Source organism: Gemmobacter sp. LW-1, assembly GCF_001303875.1.
GTDB classification, from domain to species: Bacteria; Pseudomonadota; Alphaproteobacteria; order Rhodobacterales; family Rhodobacteraceae; genus Gemmobacter; species Gemmobacter caeni.
In genome coordinates, this window is the sequence record NZ_LJSC01000032.1 from 1 (window position 1) to 18,734 (window position 18,734).

Here is an 18,734-nt window from a genome sequence, read left to right on the forward strand (position 1 = left end):
CCACATTTGTTGATCTCGGGTTGCGGTCCAGATTTTGGGAGTGTCGATGCCTTTTGCTTCGTCGTATGCGCGGGCGACGTTGAAGGGGAGGCAGTGTTCGTAGATGGCGTAGTTTGCGAATTTGGGGTCGCAGGCGGCGCGGACGGCGTCCCATGCTTCTTTGAGGGAGCCGCCGCGGGCGACGACGCGTTCGACGGGTTTGTAGGTGGAGCGGATGAAGTCTGCGGTATTGGCGATGGCTTTGGCGACCATCTCCTCGCCCACCAGCGCGTCGCCGCGGCCGGGCGCGATGGCGCGGGGCTCAAAGGCCGCGATATTGGCGAGCGTTTCGGGCCAGTCCGTGAAGTGGCCGTCGCCGCAATAGCAGGCGGAATGGTATTCGACGATATCGCCGGTGAACATCACCTCCTGATCGGGCACCCAGATCACCGCGTCACCGGCGGTATGGGCGCGGCCGAGCTTCATGATGTCCACCCGGCGGCGGCCGAGCCAGACCGTCATGCTGTCGGAGAAGGTGGTGGTCGGGCGGGTCAGGCCGGGGATTTCCTCGTGCCCCTGGAACAGACGCGGGAAGCGGCCGAACTCGCTGTCCCAGTCCTCCTGCCCGCGCTCCTCGACCATGGCGGCGGCCACGTCGGACATGATGATTTCCCGCGCGCCATAGGCGCTGGCGCCCAGCACCCGCACCGCGTGGTAATGCGTCAGCACGACATGGCTGATCGGCTTGTCGGTGACCGAGCGCACGCAGTCGATGACCTTGCGCGCCAGACGCGGCGTCGCCTGCGCCTCGACGATCATCACGGACTCATCGCCGATGATCACGCCGGTATTGGGGTCACCCTCGGCGGTGAAGGCGTAAAGCCCCTCGCCGATTTCGGTGAAGCTGATCTTCTTTTCAGACAGGTCGCCCTGCGAGGCAAAGGCCTTGGCCATGGTTCACTCCTTCGCCCAGCCGGGCAGTTCGATGGCGGGCAGCACCTGCCCCGCGCAATCGCCAAATCCGATGCGGTAGCCCGCGCCCTGCGCCGCGCCGCGCAAGACCAGCGTATCGCCGTCCTGAAGGAAGCTGCGCGTTTCGCCGGTCTCCAGCGTCAGCGGTTCCTTCCCGCCCCAGCTCAGCTCCAGCAGCGAGCCGCGCGCGTCCTTCGCGGTGCCCGAGATGGTGCCCGACCCCAGCAGATCGCCCACCCGCATCGCACAGCCCGAGGTCGTGTGATGCGCCAGCTGCTGCGCCGCCGAATAATACATCTCGCGGTAATTGGTGCGCGCGATCACGGTCTCGGCCTTGCCCCCGGGGGCGAGGCTGACCGTCAGTCCGATGTCGTAAAGCATCGGCCCCGGCTCGCGCAGATAGGGCAGCAGCGGGCGTTCGCGCGCGGGCGTCGCCACGCGGAACGGCTCCAGCGCCGCTTTCATCACGATCCAGGGGCTGATCGTCGTCGCCGTCGCCTTGGCCTGGAACGGCCCGAGCGGCTGGTATTCCCAGGCCTGGATATCACGCGCCGACCAGTCGTTCAGCAGCACATAGCCGAAGATCATCTCGTCGGCCTCGGCCACCGAGACCATGCCCTGCGACGGCTGGCCGACGATGGCGCCCATCTCCAGTTCCAGATCGAACCGCGCCGAGGGCGCAAGGCGCGGCAGCGCCTCGTCCGGCCCCTTCACCTGCCCCCAGGGCCGGGTGACCGGCGTGCCCGAGACCACCACCGACGAGGCCCGGCCGTTATAGCCGATCGGGATCGACAGCCAGTTCGGCGGCAGCGCATTCTCGGCGCCGCGGAACATGGTGCCCACATTCACCGCATGGTTCTTGCCGGCGTAGAAATCGGTATATTCCGCCACCGCGAAGGGCATCAGCAGCCGCGCGCCCGCCTGCGGCACCAGATGCGGCGCCACCATGGCACGATGCGCCGGGTCCGACAAAAGGTCGGTCAGCCGTGCCCGCAGCGCCGCCCAGACCGCAGGCCCCGCCGCCATCACCGCATTCCAGGCGGGGGCCGCGAACAGCGCCGGGTCCAGCCCGTGATCCACCGCGCCCACATCGAGGATCATATCCCCGATGGCCACCCCCATCCGCGCGCCCCGGCCATCGTCGAAGACGCCACAGGGCAGGTTCTGGATCGGGAAGTCGGTGTCGCCCTGCGCCGAGGCCAGCCAGCTTTGCTGCGTCATGCCTTGATCCCCGGCGTGCCGTCGAATTTCTTTTCAAGGCTGTCCCAGCAATCGACGTAATCGTCCTGCAGCGGCGCCTCTTTCGCGGCAAATTCCGTCAGATGCTGCGGGAAGCGGGTCTCGAACATGAACTGCATGGTCTCGGCCTGGTAATGCGGCACCATCGGCTCGTTCGACCCATGTTCGAAGGCGTTGCGATCCGGCCCGTGCGGCAGCATCATGTTGTGCAGCGAGATGCCCCCCGGCACAAAACCCTGCGGTTTCGCATCATAGATGCCATAGATGTTGCCCATCAGCTCGGACATGATGTTCTTGTGATACCATGGCGGGCGGAAGCTGTGCTCGGCCACCATCCAGCGGTCGCGGAACAGCACGAAGTCGATGTTCGCCGTCCCCTCCTGCCCCGAGGGCGCGGTCAGAACCGTGAAGATCGACGGATCGGGATGGTCGAACAGGATGGCGCCCACCGGGCTGTAGGTGCGCAGGTCGTATTTGTAGGCGCAGTAATTGCCGTGCCAGGCCACCACATCCAGCGGGCTGTGGTCGATGAAGGTCTCGTGGAACTGGCCGCACCATTTGATCACCACGCGGCTGCGGGCCGCGCGGTCCTCGAAGGCCGCCACCGGGCATTTGAAGTCGCGCGGATTGGCAAGGCAGTTCGCCCCGATCGGGCCGCGGCCCGGCAGGTCGAACTTCTGGCCGTAATTCTCGCACACGAAGCCCCGCGCCGGGCCGTCCGGCAGTTCCACCCGGTAGACCAGACCGCGCGGGATGATGGCAATCTCCTTCGGCTCCAGGTCAATGATGCCCAGTTCCGTGCAGAAGCGCAGCCTGCCCTCCTGCGGCACCACCAGCAATTCGCTGTCGGCCGAGAAGAAATACTCGTCCTCCATCGACTGCGTCACCAGATAGACATGGCTCGCCATGCCCACCTGCGTGTTCACATCCCCCGCCGTCGTCATCGTACGCATCCCCGTGATCCAGGTCAGCGCCCCGTCCCCCACCGGCACAGGGTCCCAGCGGTACTGCCCCAGCGAGATCACATCCGGGTCGATATGCGGCGCCGATTTCCAGTAAGGCACCGCGATCTTCGTGAACCGGCCCACATGTTTCACCGAAGGCCGGATCCGGTAGCACCAGGTCCGTTCGTTCTGCCCCCGCGGCGCCGTGAAGGCCGTGCCCGAAAGCTGCTCGGCATAAAGACCGTATTCACACTTCTGCGGGCTGTTCTGCCCCTGCGGCAGCGCCCCCGGCAGCGCCTCGGTCTCGAAGTCATTGCCAAAGCCCGGCATGTAACCCGCATGCGGGCCGGTCACGGCAGTCGAGCGGATCATCCCGCCCGGCAGGGTCTGGTTCGTCATGGCGCGGCCTCCGTTCATGCTGCCCTCCGGCAGGATGTGCGGATAATTAGTTGCATATGCAACAAAGTCAAGCTATTTATTGCAAATGCAACGAACAGACCCGACCCCCCGGACCCTGACCCGCAGCCCGCAGGACAGAACACCGCCAGGAGCGCCGCCCATGATCCGCCTCTTCGACTACTGGCGCTCCTCCGCCAGCTACCGCCTGCGCATCGCCCTCGGCCTCGCCGGCCTCTCCTGGCACAGCCTCCCCGTCGACCTGACCACAGGCCAGCAGTGCGACCCGGAGCACCTGGCCCGAAACCCGCAGGGCCTCGTCCCCGTCCTCGAAATCGACGACCTCACCCTCACCCAATCCCTCGCCATCATCGAATATCTCGACGAGACCCGCGGCCTCGGCCTCCTCCCGGGACCCGCCGCCAACCGCGCCCGCATCCGCGCCGTCGCACATGCCATCGCCATGGATATCCACCCCGTCTGCAACCTCCGCGTCGCCCGCTACGCAGTCGCGCAGTCAAACGGCGGCATCACTATGGAAACCTGGATGCGTGACATGATCACTCCGGGCCTCATCGCCCTCGAAAACATGGTCGACACCGGAAACCACTGCATCGGACAAACCCTCACGCTCGCCGACATCTGCCTCGTCCCACAAATCTACAACGCACGCAGATGGAACATCGATCTCAAAAATCTCCCAAACCTCAACCGCATCACAACATTCCTCGAAAACCTCAAACCATTCGCTAACGCTCATCCAAACCTCGCGCCGCATCAGGCCTCAGCGGGCGGCAGGTAGTTCAGCGCCTCGGCATATTCGGTACGCAGGACGGCCAGCATCTCGTGCACACCGGCCTCGCCGCCCGAGGCCAGCGCCCAGAGCGGCAGCCGGCCGAGCATGACACTCCGCGCCCCGCGTGTGGTATAGCGCAGGACATCAAGGCCACGCTTCACGCCGCTGTCCGCCAGAACAGTCAGGCGCCCCGCAACCGCGCTGATGATCTGCGGCAGGACGTCGATGGGCGCAGGGGCGGCGTCGAAATTCCGGGCGCCGTGCGAGGAAACGACAATGCCGTCAGCACCGGCCTCAGCCGCGCGCCGTGCATCGTCGGGCGACAGGATGCCCTTCAGGATCAGCGTGCCGGACCAGCGGTCGCGCAGCCAGGCAACGTGATCCCAGTTCAGTCCCGGCATCAGCGACAGGCGCGGATCGACGGGCGGGCCAATCAGGCGCGGGCGCATGCCTTCGGGATAATTGTCCATCTGCGGGATACCTCCACGCAGCACTTGCGGCAGCATCACCCCGGCCAGCCAGTTGGGGCGCAGCGCAAGATCGGTCAGGCTGCGCGCGCAAATGCGAAAAGGCATGTTGAAGCCGCTTTGCAGGTTCCATTCCTTGCGCGCCCCGGCGGGCGTGTCGACCGTCATCACCAGCACCCGCACCCCGGCATTTCGGGCCCTGGCCAGCAGCGCCTCGGTGAAGCTCAGCTCACGCCAGAGGTAAATCTGCATCCAGATTGCAGTTTCGGGCGCGGCGCGGGCGATATCATCCACCCCGCTGACCGATTGGGTGGACAGGGAAAACGGGATGCCCGCCGCCCCGGCCGCCCGCGCCAGTGCGGCCTCGCCCTGCCGATGCACCAGCCCGGCCATGGCTGTGGGGGCGATGATGAAGGGGGCAGCGTATCGCTGGCCGAACAGGGTGCAGCCGGTGTCCGGCCCGGTGCGCCCCTGCAAGACCTGCGGCACGATCCCGGCCGCATCCAGCCGGGTACGCAAGGCCCGCAGGCTGGCTTCCTCACCCACGCCCCGGTCGATGTAATCGAACAGCCCGCGCGGCAGGCGACGGCGCGCATGGCACCGGGCCGCATCGAAACTGAGGAAGGTCGCCATTTCAGGCGCTCACCACCCAGATGACCTCGGCATCTTCGTCCCCTGCCGTCGTCCAGCAATGCGGGACATTGCCGTCGTAATAGACGGAATCGCCGGGGCCGAGTTCCAGCGGCTCATAGACTTTGGAGTGCAGCAACATCCGGCCCGAAACGACCCAGAGGAAGATTTCGGCGTCCGATTGCGGCCAGACCGGGTAATCGGTTGTGCTCCGGGCGGTCACACGCGTGCGCACCGGCACCATGCGCTTGTTCTTCAGTTCGCTGCACAGCAGGCGGTTCTGGCAGGATTGCGAGGTATGCGCCTTGCCCTCGCCCTGACGGCTGACCGCGCGGCGCCCCGGCGCGGTAGCGACCCGGCTGGGCGCCAGCAGTTCGGCGGGCTCGACACCGAAACCCGATGCAATTTTCACAAGAGTTGAAACGGTGGGCGACAGTTCGTTGCGCTCGATCTTCGACAGGGTGGAGGCGGCCACACCGGACAGGCGCGCGCATTCCTGAAGCGTCAGCCCGCGGGTCTTGCGCAGACCGATGATTCGCTCGCCGATCGCCTCTTCGGCGGGCTCCGCAGGCTCGCTTGCCGCAAGCGTTTCCGTCTGACTCAGAAGCGTCTGACCGCTGACCAGCATTGCACACCTTTCAAACAGCGCCCTGTCACCCGGGCCGGATCAATATTTCGCGTAACCCGCTTCACCCGAAGGCTTATGCCGGACCGCGCTGACGGTCTTCGCGGGGTGTTCCTCACCCATGCATGCATCTTAGCGAAACATCGGTCAAAAAGGAAATGCAGTTTTCGTATAATAAAATTATTGACGAAACGAGAATTTTTGCACAGGCTTTTTCCCAGGCGCGGAACAGCCGCCACAACGAAATCCAAAGCCGACGGGGAAAATATATGAGCTATTTCCGTAAGATGCGCCTTGGCGCAATGACTGCTTGCGCCCTGATCATCGGGGGGGTCGCGGCCCATGCCGAAACCGTGCGCTTCGCCCATGTCGATGGCGAAGGCGATCTGCTGGCCAATACCTACTGGACCTATACAGAGGTTTTCTCCAGCTCGCTCGCCGCGCAGACCGGCGGCAAATATGAGGTGCAGGTGTTTCCCAACGGCCAGATGGGCGATCTGGAGTCGCTGGCCGAACAGAACGTCCGCGGTTCGCTGCAAATGGTGGGCGGGCTGAATGCCGGGCACCTTGCCGCCTATGCGCCTGTCGCGTCGGTGCTGGAGCTGCCCTACAGCTTTCCCTCGACCGCCGTGGCGCGTGAGGTGCTGAACGGGCCGTTCGGGCAGAAGCTGTCTGATCTGGTCGCCGAACAATCGGGCGTGCGCATCCTTGCCTATCTGCCCTCGGCCTTCCGCAACTTCTCGTCCTCGACCAAGCTGATCAAGTCGCCCGCCGACATGAAAGGCATGAAGATGCGCACACAGCAGGTGCCAATTCACGTCGCCATGGTCGAGGCTCTGGGCGCCTCGCCCACGCCGATTGCCTGGGCCGAACTGTACAGCGCGCTTCAGACCGGCGTTGTCGACGGGCAGGAAAACGCGCCCTACACGATGCTGATGGCGAATTTGCAGGAGGTGCAGAAATATTACACGCTGGATCACCACCTGATCAACATGCCGCTGATCACTATCAACGAGGATTACTGGAAGGCTCTGCCCGAAGAGGACAAGCGCGCCTTCAAGGCCGCCGCCGATGAGGCCGCCTTTGCCATGCTGGGCGTGATCGCCGCGAAGGAATCGCAGGATCTGGCCGTGATCCGCAAAGCCGGGGTGGAAATCTACCAGCCGACGCCGGAAGAGTTCCAGCAATTCGTCGATGCAGCGCGCGGGCCGGTGGCCAAGATCCTGGCCCAGACCACGGGGCAGGAAATCATTGACGAGCTGACCGCCGCCGTCGCCGCCGCGCAGGCCAACTGAGCCAACGGTGGGCGGTTCGCCGCCCGCCCCTTCCCTCGGGGTGCCCATGCTTCCGCTACTTGAACGCCTTGCCACGGTCCTGTCGTGGGTCACCTCCGCCGTCGCGCGGGTTCTGCTGCTGATCATCTTCGGCGTGCTGTTTCTTCAGGTTGTGCTGCGCTATGCCTTCGGCTTTTCGCTGCCCTGGCCCGAGGAAGTCTCGCGTTACCTGATGGTCTGGGTCGTGATGCTGGCGGGCAGCCTGCTGGTGCGCGACGACCAGCTGGTGCGCGTCGATTTCTTCGATCACTTCTGGCCGCAACGGCTGCTGGGCTACCGCAACGCAGCCTTCCGCCTGATGCTGGCGGCGATGCTGGCGGTTCTGGTCTGGAAAGGCTTTGAGAATGCGCTGTTCGGTCAGCGCCGTCAGGCGGTCACGCTGGGAATCTCGTTCTTCTGGATCTACCTCTCGGTCCCGGTCGGCGCCGCCCTGATGCTGTTTCACATGCTGGTGCTGACGCTGCGCGATCTGATCCGCGGCCCGGTCGATACCGGCCCCTCCATCCTGAATTCGGAGATCTGACCGATGGACCAGCCGCTTCTTGCCATCGTCGGCCTGTTACTGGCGCTGATGCTTCTGGGCAGTCCCGTGATCTTTGCCATCGGGTTTGCGGGTCTTGCCTATTTCTTCGTGAAACCCGGCATGACCGACATGCTGGATATCTACGCCCACAAGTTCTTCACCGGGATGGATGTGTTCATCTGGCTGTCGATCCCGCTGTTCATCATTGCGGGCGAGATCATGAGCGCCATCGGCATGACCGAGCGGCTGGTGAACCTGTCGCGCCTGCTGGTCGGGCGGCTGCGCGGCGGGCTGGCCTATGTGAACGTCGTGGGGTCCATGATGTTCGCGGGCGTCTCCGGCTCGGCGCTGGCCGACATTTCGGCGCTGGGTCCGGTCGAGATCGAGATGATGGAGAAAGACGGCTACGACAAGGATTTCTCGGCCGCTCTGACTGTCAGCTCCGCCATTCAGGGGCCGATCATCCCGCCTTCGATCCCGCTGATCATGTTCTCGGCGCTGACCAACACCTCAGTCGCGGCGCTGTTCCTTGCGGGTGCCGTACCGGGCATCATGCTGGGGCTGGGCCAGATGGCGCTGATCTTCGTCATGGCGCGGCGGTTCGGCTTCAAGGCCAATCCCATCGCCAACCTGACGCTGGCGGTGGCGCTGAACATCGTCGGCAACGCGTTCTTCGCCATCTTCATGCCGATGATCATCATCGGCGGCATCATCTCGGGCATCTTCACCGCGACCGAGGCGGCGGCGGTGGCCGTGGCCTATGCGCTGCTGGTGGGTTTTCTGGCCTATCGCAACCTCAGCCTCAAGGCGCTGTGGGCCATCCTCGACCGTTCGGCGCGCACCTCGGCCTCGGTTTACCTGATCGTCGGTTTCGCCACGATCATTTCCTGGGTGCTGGCGAATGAACGGCTGCCGAACCAGTTGGGCGATCTGGTGGCGGCCTATAACCTGCAACCCTGGATGCTGCTGCTGGCGCTGAACATCTTCTTCCTCATCAACGGGCTGTGGATTGGCGATTCCGTGCAGCTGCTGCTGTTCGCGCCGCTGTTCACCCCGATCCTCGCACAGATGGGCGTCGATCCGGTGCATTTCGGCGTCATCATGGTGATGAACGTGATGATCGGGCTGATGACACCCCCCTACGGCCTGGCGCTTTACCTCGGCTCGTCGATCTCGGGCGTTTCGCTCGGGCGGATCGTGCGCGCCTCGCTGCCCTTCCTCTGCTCCAACCTCGTGGTGCTGTTGCTGGTGACCTATGTCCCGGCGATTTCGCTGACGCTGCCGCGACTGCTGGGCTTTCTCTGATCGTTAGACCAAGGACCAAGACCATGACTTTGACCAAGGATGACCTGCACGGGCTGTTCACCGCCATCGTGACGCCCTTCACCGCCGACGGCGCGGTGGATTACGAGGCGGTCAAGGCGCTGGTGAAGCGGCAGCTTGCGGCGGGCGCCACCGGGATCGTGCCGATCGGCGGCACCGGCGAATACCCGGCCCTGTCGCGGGGGGAACGCGCGGGCGTGGTTTCGGCCTGTGTCGAGGCAGCAGGCGGCGCCCCGGTGCTGCCCGGTGTGCTTTCTACCGGCTATGAGGATGCACTGGAGGCCGGGCACGATTTTCTTGCGGCGGGGGCTGCCGGTCTGATGCTGGTGACACCCTACTACGCCGTCGGCCCGCAGGAAGGCATGCGCGCCTATTTCGCCCGCTACCGCGATGTGGTGGACCTGCCGCTCATGGCCTATGAAATTCCGCGCCGCACCAATGCGGGGCTGAGCCCGGAAACCTATGGCCGTCTGGCCGAAGATGGCACGATCATTGGCATGAAATTCTCCAACTACGACGTGCCGGGCTTCATCGCCACGCTGCGCGAGGCGGGCGACCAGCTTGCCGTGCTCAGCGGTGAAGAGCCGCTGTTCGCCACCCATGTCGCACTGGGTGCGAAGGGTGGCGTGCTGGCCTCGGCCTCGCTTTACCCGGAATACTGGATCAAGGTCTTTGACCTTGCCCGCAGCGGCGATCTGGCCGGGGCGCTGGAGATGCAGCACCGCATCGACCCGGTGCTGACGGCGATCTACCGCGAAACCAATCCCGGCCCGCTGAAGGCGCTGATGAAGATGGCCGGGCAGGATGTCGGCCCGGTGCGCCTGCCGCTGACTGCCCCTTCGGCCGAGACGATGGCGATGCTGACCGCCGTTCTGGGCCGCATCGGGCAAAGTGAGGCCGCCTGACCATGACCGCCGATTCCGCGCTGCTGTCCGAACTTGCCGCGATCCTCGGGCCGAAGGGGCTGCTGACCGAAGCGGCGGACATTGCCCCCTATGTCACCGATTTTCGTGCCCGTCGCAGCGGCACGGCGCTTGCCGTCCTGCTGCCTGCCACGACAGAAGAAGCCGCGGCGGCCATCCGGGCGGTCACGGCACGCGGCATCGCGGTGTTCCCGCAGGGGGGCAACACCGGCCTTTGCTATGGCGCGGTGCCGCAGGCGGGGGTGGTGATCGGGCTGAAACGGATGCGCCGGTTGCGGCAGGCCGACCTGCATTCCGGCCTGCTAACCGTCGATGCGGGGATGACGCTGGCCGAGGTCCATGCCGAGGCCGAAAAGCTGAACCTGCAATTCCCGCTTTACCTTGGGTCTGAGGGCACGGCGCAGATCGGCGGTCTGATCGCGACCAATGCAGGCGGCACCGGCGTGCTGCGCTATGGCGCGATGCGTGATCTGGTGGCGGGGGTGGAACTGGTGCTGGCCGACGGGCGCGTGCTGTCCGATCTGGGTGGTCTGCGCAAGAACAACACCGGCTATTCCATGACTCAGCTTGTCGCCGGGTCCGAGGGCACCCTGGGCGTGATTACCGGCGCGGTGCTGCGCCTTGCGCCCCGGATGCAAAGCCGCGCCGATTGCTGGCTGGGCTTCGCCTCGGTCAATCAGGCGCTGGAGGTGGCGACGCGCATCCGTGCCGCTTTCGGCACTCTGGTCGAGGCATTGGAACTGATCGACCGTGCGGAAGCCAGCTATGTGGTGCGCCACTTCCCTGACATCCGCATGCCGCTGGCGGCGCTTCCTGACTGGTCGCTGATGGTGCAACTGGCATCCTCGCGTGCCAAAGACGCCCTTGTGGCGCAGCTTGAAACCCTGCTCGCGACAGCGATGGACGAAGGGTTGATCGCCGATGCGGTGGTTGCCCAGAACGAGGCGCAGGCCGAAAACATCTGGCATTTCCGTCACTCGGTAACCGAGGCGAACAAGCTGACCGGGGTGGGCGTGGTACTGGATACTTCGGTCCGACCCTCCGAGGTGGCGGGCTTCATCGCCGATGCCGACCGCGTGGCCGCCGCGCGGTTTCCGCAGGCCGAACGCGCCATCGTCGCGCATCTGGCCGATGGCAATGTACACTACATCCTGATGTTCCCGCGTGATTTCTGGACCGCCCTCCCCGACAAGGAGGCGATGGAACTGGAGGTCGAGCGTGCCATTCACGACGTGGCCATCGCCCATGGCGGCAGTTTTTCCGCCGAACATGGCATCGGCCGCAAGCTGACGGAGGAAATGGCGCGGCTCGTCGATCCTGTGCGGCTGGAGCTGATGGCGGGGATCAGGGCGGTCTTTGACCCGCAGGGCCTGATGAATCCCGGCGCATTGCTGCCACCCGGCGGCTGAACGCCCCCCGACCCAAGGCCCGGACAGCGGATCGCCCCGTGTGCGATCCGCTTTTGCAATCTGAACGCTGGTAAAGCGCGCAGAAGCGCGGCAATATGCTTGCAAAACGCGCAAAAGCCGGATGCACGAAGATGCCCCGGTTGCCCAGCCTGAAGCCGGATCGCCCGGCGGGTCGACCCCTGCCGCTCATCAGGCTACACCGGGCTTTGTAACGTTTTTATGACAGGCTGCCGTAGCAAGGCCGAATTGGCCGCGGATCAAGAGACAAGATGACCGAAAGCTCTCCCCTGCTGTTCCTGATCCATGTTTCCGGCGCTGCCGCGCTGCTGCTGTGGGCGGTGCGCCTTGTGCGCACCGGGGTGGAGCGTGGTTGGTCAGTGCAATTGCGCAAGCTGTTGCGGCATGGGGCGGAGAACCGGCTTTTCTCTGCCGGCATCGGCATCATGGCGGCGGTTCTGCTGCAAAGCTCTACCGCCGTTGCGATTCTGACCGCGAATTTCGTGGCCTCCGGCGCGCTTCCTGCGGTGGCGGGGCTGGCGACCATGCTGGGCGCCGATGTGGGGTCGGCCATCGTGGCGCAGCTTCTGATGACCCGCGCCGACTGGCTGGTGCCGCTCTTGCTGATCGGCGGGGTCGGGCTGTTCCTGAAGGGCAAACAGCGTCATTCGCGTATGGGCGGGCGCATCCTGATCGGGCTGGCGCTGGTTTTCGTGTCCCTGTCGATGCTGCGCGATGCGACAGAGCCGTTGCGGGACAGCCCGGCGCTGGTTGCGGCCATGGGCTATCTGGGCGGCGATCCGATGACGGCCTTCGTCATCGGCGCGTTACTGGCGTGGATGATGTATTCCTCGGTCGCAGCGGTGCTGCTGTTCGTCACACTGGCGGCGCAGGGCGTGCTGCCTGTCACGGCGGGCGTCGCCATGGTGCTGGGCGCCAATCTGGGCGGTGCAGTTATCGCCTATATGCTGACACTCGGCGCAGAACTTGCGGCACGGCGGGTAATCCTTGCCAATCTGGTGCTGCGCGGCGGCGGGGCCCTGATTGCACTGATCCTGCTGCTGCTGCTGGCGCCACCGCTGGAAATGATCGGCACCACGCCCGCCCGGCAGGTGATCAACCTGCATCTGCTGTTCAACCTTGCACTGGCCCTGATCGCGCTGCCGCTCGTTGGCCCAATCCTGCGTGCGGTATCCGCCTGGGTGCAGGCCCCAGCTGATGCTGCGCAACTGACCCGGCTGTCCGCGCTCGACCCGGTGGCATTGACCAAGCCTGACCGGGCGCTGGCCTGCACCGCACGCGAGGTGCTGATGATGGGCGAGATGGTCGAGGCAATGCTGCGGCCCGTCATCTCGCTTTTCCAGAAATGGGATGACGACACGGCCGCCGCCATCAAGACCAAAGAGGCCGAAATCAGCCGGATGCACCTTGAGGTGAAGCTGTATCTGGCCCGCATCCAGCGCGCGGCACCGGATGAGGATACCAATGGCCGTGTGATGGAACTGGCGGAAATGGCAGTCAACATGGATGGCGCCAGCAACACGATCAGCGATTCCATCGTGGGTCTGGCCAAGCGGCTGGATCAGGAGGGCACGCGCTTTTCCACGACCGGCTGGAAGGAGCTATGCGATTTCCACGACCGTGTCCTGTCTAACGCGCAGGCCGCGCTGAACGTGCTGATGACGCTGAACCCCGATGCCGCCCGCGCGCTGGTCGAGGAAAAGGACCATGTGCGCGATCTGGAACAACAGTTGCAGCGGTCGCATCTGGAACGACTGCGCGAGGGGCTTTCCGAAAGCATCGAGACCTCAAGCGTGCATCAGGAGACATTGCGCGCGCTGAAACAGGTGAACTCGGCCTTCACCATGATCGCCTATCCGATCCTGTCGGAAACCGGCGACCTGCTGTCGAGTCGGCTCAGCAAGGCAAGCTGAACCGCCTCAGACCAGCGCGCCCAGAACCACACCTGCCCCGACCAGCGCGCCCCCCGCCAGCATCCAGAGCGCGGGATGCAGCGGGCGTTTCGGCTCTGCCTCCGGGCGCGACTGACGCACAAGCTGCGCCTCGACCAGGGCGGGCAATTTCGGACCGAACCGGCCCAGAACCTGCGCCGTCTGCACCAGATCGCGCAACAGGGCGCGAGGGCCGATGTTGGTCTTGATATAGCCCTCGACCACCGGGTGGGCGACCTGCCAGATGTTGATATGCGGGTCCAGACCACGCGCCACGCCCTCAACCACCACCATGGTGCGCTGCAACAGGATAAGCTCGGTCCGGGTCTGCATTCCGAAGCGTTCCGTCACCTCGAACAGATAGGCCAGCAGCCGCGCCATCGAAATGCGGCTGGCGTCCATGCCGAAGATCGGCTCGCCCACCACGCGCAGCGCGCGTGCAAATTCGTCGATGTCGCGGTCCGCGGGCACATAGCCGGCCTCAAAATGCACCTCGGCGACGCGGCGGTAATCCTTGCGGATGAAGCCGAACAGGATCTCGGCATAAACGCGGCGGGTATAGTCATCCAGCCGCCCCATGATCCCGAAATCATAGGCGATGATCGCACCATCGGCCCCGACCTTCAGGTTGCCCTGATGCATGTCGGCGTGGAAATAGCCGTCGCGCAGCGCATGGCTCAGGAACAGTTCCAGCACCCGCGCGCCCAGCGCCACGCGGTCATGCCCGGCAGCATCCAGCGCGGCATTGTCGGCCAGCGCGATACCCTCGGCCCAGCCCAGCGTCATCACATTGCGGCTGGACAGCGCCCAGACGGGTTTCGGCACCCGGAATCCCGCATCGCCTTCGGTATTGGCCGCAAATTCGGCGGCGGCGGCGGCTTCCAGCCGCAGGTCAAGTTCGCCCATCACCACGCCCTCGAAATGGGCGATGACATCCTTGGGCCGCAACCGGCGCGAGGCGGGCGAGATCAGTTCGATCGCCTGCGCGGCGAACCAGAAGGCATCAATGTCCTTGCGAAAGGCGCGTTCGATGCCCGGACGCAAGACCTTGACCGCCACTTCCTCGCCGGTATCGGCCAGACGCGCACGATGCACCTGCGCGATAGAGGCGGCAGCCACAGGTTCGGAAAATTCGCTGAACTCCGCCGGGACCGAGATACCCAACTCGTCCTCCACCATCCGCTTGGCGGTTTCCACCGGGAAGGGGGGCAGCTTGTCTTGCAGGTATTTCAGCTGCTCGGCCAGTTCCTCACCCACGATGTCAGGGCGGGTCGAAAGGATCTGGCCGAACTTGATATAGGCCGGACCCAGCGCGGTCAGCGCGCGGGTCGTCGGCGGCAGCGAAGGGTCGCCCTTCAGCCCCAGCCATTTGAACGGCCAGCCCAGCACGCGTGCGACGGCACGCAGACGCGGCGGCGCATCCATCGCAGCCAGAACCTGCCCGATGGCGCCCGTGCGTTCCATCGTGGCCAGCGTCCGTACGAGGCGGATGATGTTGTGCGGCCCGCGCATCAGATCTTCCAGCCGGAATGCAGCGCGGCAATGCCCATGGTCAGGTTGCGATACTTCACCTGCCCGAAGCCCGCCTGCCGGATCATCCCGGCAAAGGTTTCCTGATCAGGAAACTTACGGATGCTTTCCACCAGATACTGATAGCTGTCACGGTCCCCCGCGATCACCTGCCCCATCACCGGGATCAGGTTGAAGCTGTAAAGGTCATAGGCTTTCTGCATCAGATCATTGGGGATCTGACTGAATTCCAGCACCATCAGCCGCCCGCCGGGGCGCAGCACACGGAACGCCTCGTTCAGCGCATCCTGCACGCGGGTCACGTTCCGGATGCCGAAGCTGATCGTGTAGACATCGAAGGTATTGGCCTTGAAGGGCAGCGCCATCGCATCGCCCACCACCCAATCCAGCCGGTCGGCCATGCTTTCCGCCTCGGCCCGCTGACGGCCTTCGACGAGCATCGACTCGGTCATGTCCAGCACGGTGGCATGGGCGCCCGGCGCGCGCTTGAGATAGCGGAAGGACACATCGCCCGTGCCGCCCGCCACATCCAGAAGCTTCGTCCCCGGACGCGGGGCCAGCCAGTCCATCATCGCATCCTTCCAGATGCGGTGGATGCCAAGGCTCATGGCGTCGTTCATCACGTCGTATTTGCTGGCGACGCGGGTGAAGACACCATGCACCATCCCGGCCTTTTCGGCCTCATTCACCGTCTGAAAGCCGAAATGGGTGGTTTTCTGATCGTCGGTCATCGGATACTCGCAGGGCTTGCCGTCGCGGCGCTGGACCCCCTTATAGGCCAGAGCGCGCCCGCCGCAATGCGCCGATCTGTCCGAAGGGGAAACCATGCCCGAACTGCCCGAGGTTGAAACCGTCCGCCGTGGCCTTTTGCCGGTGATGGAGGGGCAGGTGATCGCCCGCGCGCAGGTGAACCGCCCCGACCTGCGCTGGCCCTTCCCGCCCGGCATGGCCGACCGGCTGACCGGGGCCAGGGTGAACACCCTGCGGCGTCGGTCAAAATACATCCTGGCCGATCTTTCGACCGGCGAGACGCTGCTGATCCATCTGGGCATGTCGGGGCGCATGTTGATTTCCGGGACGCAGGTGGGCGGTTTTCACCATGACCACCCCGCGCCTGCCAAGCATGATCATGTCGTGCTGGATATGGATGGGGGCGCCCGCGTCACCTTTAACGATGCCCGCCGCTTTGGCGCGATGGATCTGCTGCCGACGGCGGGGGCCGAGGCGCATCCGCTGTTGTCCGTGCTGGGGCCGGAGCCTCTGGGCAACGATTTCCACGAGCATTATCTGGCCTCCCGCCTGAAAGGCCGTGCCACGCCAGTCAAATCGGCACTGCTGGATCAACACCTGGTGGCGGGGCTGGGGAACATCTACGTCTGCGAGGTGCTGTTCCGCGCCGGTATCCACCCTGCCCGCTTTGCGCGCGACATTTCGCCCGCAGAGGCCGCGCGCCTTGTGCCGCTGATCCGCGAGGTTCTGGCCGAAGCGATCGAGGCGGGCGGCTCGTCGCTGAAGGATTACCGGCAAGCCGATGGCGAACTGGGCTATTTCCAGCACAGTTTCCGGGTCTATGACCGCGAGGGTCAGCCCTGCACGACGCCCGATTGCACGGCACATCTGCACCGGATAGTGCAATCGGGGCGGTCAAGCTTCTTCTGCCCCGTCTGCCAGAAGTAACGTCGGGACTGCGGGCTTGCACGTTTCCGTGAGGCTGATAGGACTCGGCCCAGACCAAAGGGGAGCCTCCGCATGGCCTATGAAACGCTGATCGTCGAGATCGAGGATTATATCGCGCTGATCCGCCTGAACCGGCCGGACGCGCTGAATGCGCTGAACAGCAAGCTGCTTTCCGAACTGGCGGTGGCGCTGGGTGAGGCCGACAAGGACGATTCGGTGCGCTGCATCGTGATCACCGGATCGGAAAAAGCCTTTGCCGCCGGGGCCGACATCAAGGAAATGTCGGAAAAATCCTTTGTCGAAATGTTCGGCGAGGATTTCTTCGCCCGCGAATCCGACGCCATCATGCGCACCCGCAAGCCGATCATTGCGGCCGTTTCCGGCTATGCGCTGGGCGGCGGCTGCGAACTGGCCATGGCCTGTGATTTCATCATCGCCTCGGACACCGCGAAATTTGGCCAGCCCGAGATCAACCTTGGCGTGGTGGCCGGAATCGGCGGCACCCAGCGCCTGACCCGCTTTGTCGGCAAGTCGAAGTCGATGGACATGCACCTGACCGGCCGCTTCATGGATGCCGCCGAGGCCGAACGCTCGGGCCTGGTCAGTCGCGTGGTCCCCGCCAAGGATCTGCTGACAGAAGCGAAGAAGGCCGCCGCCAAGATCGCCGAGAAATCCATGCTGACCAGCATGGCGGTGAAGGAATGCGTGAACCGCAGCTATGAAACCACGCTGCGCGAGGGCATCCTGTTCGAACGCCGGGTGTTCCATGCCCTGTTCGCGACCGAGGATCAGAAGGAAGGCATGGCCGCCTTCCTTGAAAAGCGGCAGCCGCAGTTCCGCGACCGCTGATTCCACTTCCCTTCGCCGGGAATCTGACCTATAGGCCCACGGTACATGCGCGTGGGCCCGCTTAGGCAAGAATCATGACCTTCCCCGAGGGGACGGTTGCCTTGGGTCTATTGCAGCAACCGCAACATACGACCCGAAGGATTCAGCCCATGGCCAATACGCCCCAGTCCAAGAAACGCGCCCGTCAGTCCGAAGCGCGTTATGCCGTCAACAAGGCCCGCCGCTCGCGCATCCGTACCTACCTGCGCAAGGTCGAGGAAGCCATTGCCTCGGGCGACCAGACCGCTGCCGCCGAAGCCCTGAAGAATGCCCAGCCGGAACTGGCCCGCGGCGTCACCAAAGGCGTGCTGCACAAGAACACCGTGGCGCGCAAAATGTCGCGTCTGGCCTCGCGCGTGAAGGCTCTGAACGCCTGATCTGCCCGAATCTGCCGTGACATGAAGGTCACGCCCTAAGCGCGCCAAATGGCGCGCTTTTTGCGTTTTCAAGCCCATTTTCACGCATTTTCAGCGTTTCTTCATGGGTTCGTGGCACGTTTGCACGCGACTCGGGATTCGCTGCCACAAAGTTCTGTCAACAACGAAGTTCGGTTGCAGGCGCCGCGTGCGGCGGGCTAGCTTGGCCCTGCGATTCCGCTGTCCTGGGGGACAACCAAGATCGTGATCCGAATCCACGGGCTGCCGCCCTGCATGCTGCCCATGCAGGGAACCGGGCTTTGATCGCGGTCACTTATGACATGGCCTGCGCTATTTTTGCGCAGAATACGCCATTTGGCGCACATGACCGGAGCTTCCGGCCGTGGCGTGCCCGTCGTTCCCCCCTGATCACGCGAAAAGCGCGCGGCATTGCCGCGAAGTATGTGGGGATCGGGCGCCGTATGCGCCCCAACGTAGCCAAAAGAACGGCACGGGACGGGTTGAAAAGAGAATGACAAACGAGACTTGGGGCGAGATTCGTGAGCAACTGGAAAAAAGGCTGGGCAAGCACAACTACACGACCTGGATCGAGCCGCTGAAGCTTTCCGCGCTGAAGAACGGCGTCGCGCATTTCGAAGTGCCGACCACCTTCTTCGGTGACTGGGTGTCGCGCAACTATGGCGAACATATCCGCACCCATCTGAACGCAGCCGGGGCCGAGATCGTCCGCTTGGAATTTGCCGTGGGTTCCGC

Annotated in this window: 18 protein-coding genes; 11 read left to right on the forward strand and 7 right to left on the reverse strand. The window is 64.5% G+C overall.

The genetic code is table 11. The features are described from left to right. The 3 genes from AO684_RS06650 to hmgA form a co-directional block, all read right to left on the reverse strand. Positions 1-933, reverse strand: a 933-nt coding sequence (locus AO684_RS06650; RefSeq protein WP_054301968.1) for an MBL fold metallo-hydrolase, incomplete at its 3' end; no start/stop codon positions are given. Between the two features lie 3 nt (positions 934-936). After that, entirely contained in the window at positions 937-2,172 is a 1,236-nt protein-coding gene (gene fahA, locus AO684_RS06655; RefSeq protein WP_054301969.1) for a fumarylacetoacetase, read from the reverse strand. Continuing rightward, entirely contained in the window at positions 2,169-3,533 is a 1,365-nt protein-coding gene (hmgA, locus tag AO684_RS06660) for a homogentisate 1,2-dioxygenase (RefSeq protein WP_054301983.1), read from the reverse strand. Before hmgA ends, fahA begins: the two co-directional genes overlap by 4 nt. 160 nt (positions 3,534-3,693) lie before the next feature. Here hmgA and maiA point away from each other — a divergent pair, with 160 nt between their 5' ends. Beyond that, entirely contained in the window at positions 3,694-4,332 is a 639-nt protein-coding gene (gene maiA / locus AO684_RS06665; protein ID WP_054301970.1) for a maleylacetoacetate isomerase, read from the forward strand. Here maiA and AO684_RS06670 read toward each other — a convergent pair. Both AO684_RS06670 and AO684_RS06675 read right to left on the reverse strand, forming a co-directional pair. After that, positions 4,308-5,426 carry an alpha-hydroxy acid oxidase gene (locus AO684_RS06670; protein WP_054301971.1) on the reverse strand — a complete coding sequence of 373 codons (1,119 nt, stop codon included), beginning with the start codon at positions 5,424-5,426 and terminating at the stop codon, positions 4,308-4,310. The genes maiA and AO684_RS06670 overlap by 25 nt on opposite strands. A gap of 1 nt (position 5,427) precedes the next feature. Then, positions 5,428-6,051: a helix-turn-helix domain-containing protein gene (locus tag AO684_RS06675; protein ID WP_054301972.1), complete on the reverse strand. Its 624-nt coding sequence runs from the start codon at positions 6,049-6,051 to the stop codon at positions 5,428-5,430. 266 nt (positions 6,052-6,317) lie between these two features. Here AO684_RS06675 and AO684_RS06680 point away from each other — a divergent pair, with 266 nt between their 5' ends. The 6 genes from AO684_RS06680 to AO684_RS06705 all read left to right on the forward strand — a co-directional run bounded on the left by AO684_RS06680 (position 6,318) and on the right by AO684_RS06705 (position 13,491). Continuing rightward, positions 6,318-7,343, forward strand: a complete 1,026-nt coding sequence (locus tag AO684_RS06680; RefSeq protein WP_054301973.1) for a TRAP transporter substrate-binding protein — start codon at positions 6,318-6,320, stop codon at positions 7,341-7,343. 46 nt (positions 7,344-7,389) lie between these two features. Continuing rightward, on the forward strand, positions 7,390-7,905 hold the full coding sequence (locus AO684_RS06685; RefSeq protein ID WP_054301974.1) for a TRAP transporter small permease: 516 nt from the start codon (positions 7,390-7,392) through the stop codon (positions 7,903-7,905). Positions 7,906-7,908: 3 nt separating this feature from the next. Continuing rightward, positions 7,909-9,210 carry a TRAP transporter large permease gene (locus AO684_RS06690; protein WP_054301975.1) on the forward strand — a complete coding sequence of 434 codons (1,302 nt, stop codon included), beginning with the start codon at positions 7,909-7,911 and terminating at the stop codon, positions 9,208-9,210. A gap of 23 nt (positions 9,211-9,233) precedes the next feature. After that, positions 9,234-10,133: a 4-hydroxy-tetrahydrodipicolinate synthase gene (gene dapA / locus AO684_RS06695; RefSeq protein WP_054301976.1), complete on the forward strand. Its 900-nt coding sequence runs from the start codon at positions 9,234-9,236 to the stop codon at positions 10,131-10,133. Positions 10,134-10,135: 2 nt separating this feature from the next. Then, positions 10,136-11,560 (forward strand): FAD-binding oxidoreductase, encoded by a 1,425-nt coding sequence (locus AO684_RS06700; RefSeq protein WP_054301977.1) that lies wholly within the window; start codon positions 10,136-10,138, stop codon positions 11,558-11,560. Between the two features lie 269 nt (positions 11,561-11,829). Next, positions 11,830-13,491, forward strand: coding sequence for a Na/Pi cotransporter family protein (locus AO684_RS06705; protein ID WP_054301978.1), 1,662 nt, complete (start codon positions 11,830-11,832; stop codon positions 13,489-13,491). Between the two features lie 6 nt (positions 13,492-13,497). On the opposite strand, the gene ubiB is transcribed toward AO684_RS06705, so the two are convergent. Both ubiB and ubiE read right to left on the reverse strand, forming a co-directional pair. Continuing rightward, the gene (gene ubiB / locus AO684_RS06710) at positions 13,498-15,021 is read right to left on the reverse strand and encodes a 2-polyprenylphenol 6-hydroxylase (RefSeq protein ID WP_054301979.1); all 1,524 of its coding nucleotides are present in this window, start codon (positions 15,019-15,021) and stop codon (positions 13,498-13,500) included. Then, positions 15,021-15,770 (reverse strand): bifunctional demethylmenaquinone methyltransferase/2-methoxy-6-polyprenyl-1,4-benzoquinol methylase UbiE, encoded by a 750-nt coding sequence (ubiE, locus tag AO684_RS06715; RefSeq protein ID WP_054301984.1) that lies wholly within the window; start codon positions 15,768-15,770, stop codon positions 15,021-15,023. The genes ubiB and ubiE overlap by 1 nt, the downstream gene beginning before the upstream one ends. A 94-nt stretch (positions 15,771-15,864) precedes the next feature. On the opposite strand from ubiE, the gene mutM reads away from it, so the two are divergent. The 4 genes from mutM to AO684_RS06735 all read left to right on the forward strand — a co-directional run. Then, positions 15,865-16,716 (forward strand): bifunctional DNA-formamidopyrimidine glycosylase/DNA-(apurinic or apyrimidinic site) lyase, encoded by an 852-nt coding sequence (gene mutM, locus AO684_RS06720; RefSeq protein ID WP_054301980.1) that lies wholly within the window; start codon positions 15,865-15,867, stop codon positions 16,714-16,716. A gap of 72 nt (positions 16,717-16,788) precedes the next feature. Next, entirely contained in the window at positions 16,789-17,565 is a 777-nt protein-coding gene (locus AO684_RS06725) for an enoyl-CoA hydratase (RefSeq protein ID WP_054301981.1), read from the forward strand. A gap of 149 nt (positions 17,566-17,714) precedes the next feature. Then, a complete protein-coding gene (gene rpsT, locus AO684_RS06730; RefSeq protein ID WP_054301982.1) occupies positions 17,715-17,981 on the forward strand; it encodes a 30S ribosomal protein S20 in 267 nt (88 codons plus the stop codon). A gap of 511 nt (positions 17,982-18,492) precedes the next feature. After that, a partial coding sequence (locus AO684_RS06735) for a DnaA N-terminal domain-containing protein (protein WP_304437863.1) occupies positions 18,493-18,734 on the forward strand: 242 nt, incomplete at its 3' end.

Coding starts and splice junctions, on each gene's coding strand:
- fahA (WP_054301969.1), bottom strand. CDS start 2,172: ATGACGCAGCAAAGCTGGCTGGCCTCGGCGCAGGGCGACACCGACTTC.
- hmgA (WP_054301983.1), bottom strand. CDS start 3,533: ATGACGAACCAGACCCTGCCGGGCGGGATGATCCGCTCGACTGCCGTG.
- maiA (WP_054301970.1), top strand. CDS start 3,694: ATGATCCGCCTCTTCGACTACTGGCGCTCCTCCGCCAGCTACCGCCTG.
- AO684_RS06670 (WP_054301971.1), bottom strand. CDS start 5,426: ATGGCGACCTTCCTCAGTTTCGATGCGGCCCGGTGCCATGCGCGCCGT.
- AO684_RS06675 (WP_054301972.1), bottom strand. CDS start 6,051: ATGCTGGTCAGCGGTCAGACGCTTCTGAGTCAGACGGAAACGCTTGCG.
- AO684_RS06680 (WP_054301973.1), top strand. CDS start 6,318: ATGAGCTATTTCCGTAAGATGCGCCTTGGCGCAATGACTGCTTGCGCC.
- AO684_RS06685 (WP_054301974.1), top strand. CDS start 7,390: ATGCTTCCGCTACTTGAACGCCTTGCCACGGTCCTGTCGTGGGTCACC.
- AO684_RS06690 (WP_054301975.1), top strand. CDS start 7,909: ATGGACCAGCCGCTTCTTGCCATCGTCGGCCTGTTACTGGCGCTGATG.
- dapA (WP_054301976.1), top strand. CDS start 9,234: ATGACTTTGACCAAGGATGACCTGCACGGGCTGTTCACCGCCATCGTG.
- AO684_RS06700 (WP_054301977.1), top strand. CDS start 10,136: ATGACCGCCGATTCCGCGCTGCTGTCCGAACTTGCCGCGATCCTCGGG.
- AO684_RS06705 (WP_054301978.1), top strand. CDS start 11,830: ATGACCGAAAGCTCTCCCCTGCTGTTCCTGATCCATGTTTCCGGCGCT.
- ubiB (WP_054301979.1), bottom strand. CDS start 15,021: ATGCGCGGGCCGCACAACATCATCCGCCTCGTACGGACGCTGGCCACG.
- ubiE (WP_054301984.1), bottom strand. CDS start 15,770: ATGACCGACGATCAGAAAACCACCCATTTCGGCTTTCAGACGGTGAAT.
- mutM (WP_054301980.1), top strand. CDS start 15,865: ATGCCCGAACTGCCCGAGGTTGAAACCGTCCGCCGTGGCCTTTTGCCG.
- AO684_RS06725 (WP_054301981.1), top strand. CDS start 16,789: ATGGCCTATGAAACGCTGATCGTCGAGATCGAGGATTATATCGCGCTG.
- rpsT (WP_054301982.1), top strand. CDS start 17,715: ATGGCCAATACGCCCCAGTCCAAGAAACGCGCCCGTCAGTCCGAAGCG.